Below are 1,456 nucleotides of genomic sequence, written 5' to 3' on the forward strand. Positions count from 1 at the left end.
AGGACTCTCAATGACTAAGTCAAGTCGCAGCCGTCGCGGGAGTCGGTGTGTCGAGGGTGAATTCACGACCATCGCGCAGCAGCGCCCACAGCACATCGACCAGGCGTCGGGCCAGGGCCAGCAGGGCCTGGGTGTGGATCTGTCGTTCTCTGCGTTTGCGGTCGTAGAAGCGTCGCGAGGGGCCGTCGGGGTTGTGCAGGCTCGACAAGGCCGCCATGTAGAAGACCCGCCGCAGGCGCCGGTTGTAGCGCTTGGGGCGGTGCAGGTTGCCCGAGACCCGGCCCGAATCGCGTGGAACGGGAACGAGGCCGGCGTAGGAGGCCAACCGGCCTGCGCTGGAGAAACCGGCCAGGTCACCGCCGGTGCCGACGAGGAACTCAGCTCCCAGCCCGGGGCCCATGCCGGGCAGGGATTCGATGATGTGCGCCCAGGGGTGCCGTCGGAATCGGGTGGTGATGAGTTTGTCGGTGTCTTTGATCTCGCGATCGAGTTCGAGGAGTCTGGTCGCGATGCGTTTGACCAGCATCGCGGTATCGGTCTCGCCGGGCAAGGCCAGGCTTTGACGGCCGGCGGCGTCGATCGCGGCGGCCGCGGTCTTGCCGATAGCGGGCTTCCAGGCACCGTTGTCGGTGAGATATGTTGTGACACCGTCGATTCCAGCGCCCCGGAATTCGCCGGGAGTGCACATCCCAGCGACCAGGACCAGCGGGGTTCGGTTCGAGTAGTCGAGTGCGGCCTCCAGCGCAGGGAAGATCGATCCGAGCAGGTCACGCAACCGATTGACCCCAGCGACCCAGTCCGCCATCAGATCTGTCCGGTACCTGGTCAACTGTGTCAGCCCGACCACCAGCTCGTCCGGCATGACCACTCGGCTCAGGTCGCGACGCATGCGGGCGGTTTGGGCGATCACCTTCGCATCTTTGGCGTCGGTCTTGCCTTCTCCGCGGAATCCGCGGGTCATCGTGTTGACCACCCGCCCCGGCACATATGTCACGTCTTGATCCGCCACCAGCAGGGTCGTGATCAGCAGCAACGCCAGTGGGCTGGTGAGATCGATGGCCCACCACACCCTCTCGGCAACTTGGTCGGCGCGAGCGATCAGCGCCTCAATCGCCGCTTGGTCATTGCCGAGCTTCTGGCTGAAAACCGTCTTGCCGGTGTCGTCGACCGCGCACGCGTGATGGGCATCCTTGCCGACGTCGATTCCGACCCAGATCTCCGCGCGGGATTTCACTCACCTGCTCCTGATCGTCGAAGTTGTTGCGCCCGTGGACAACCCCGCCGACAGATCCCTAAACAGCGACGATCCGCAACAAGCTCTCAATCAGCAGCCAGAGCGTCCAGTGAGGCGGGGCAGCCAGTCCTGTCGAGTCTCAGAGACGACAAATTCTCATCAGCTACACCCCGCCGCTCTGGGCATCCAGGGCGTCAACCCCAGACACCTACAACTTAGGGA

Annotated in this window: 1 protein-coding gene; it reads right to left on the reverse strand. The window is 64.3% G+C overall.

The window, feature by feature from the left end; genetic code table 11:
* Nucleotides 1-19: 19 nt before the first annotated feature.
* The gene (locus JK358_RS38720) at nucleotides 20-1,234 is read right to left on the reverse strand and encodes an IS110 family RNA-guided transposase (protein WP_201958868.1); all 1,215 of its coding nucleotides are present in this window, start codon (nucleotides 1,232-1,234) and stop codon (nucleotides 20-22) included.
* Nucleotides 1,235-1,456 lie beyond the last annotated feature (222 nt).

Origin of the sequence: Nocardia acididurans (assembly GCF_016741815.1) — a bacterium.
GTDB lineage: Bacteria > Actinomycetota > Actinomycetes > Mycobacteriales > Mycobacteriaceae > Nocardia > Nocardia acididurans.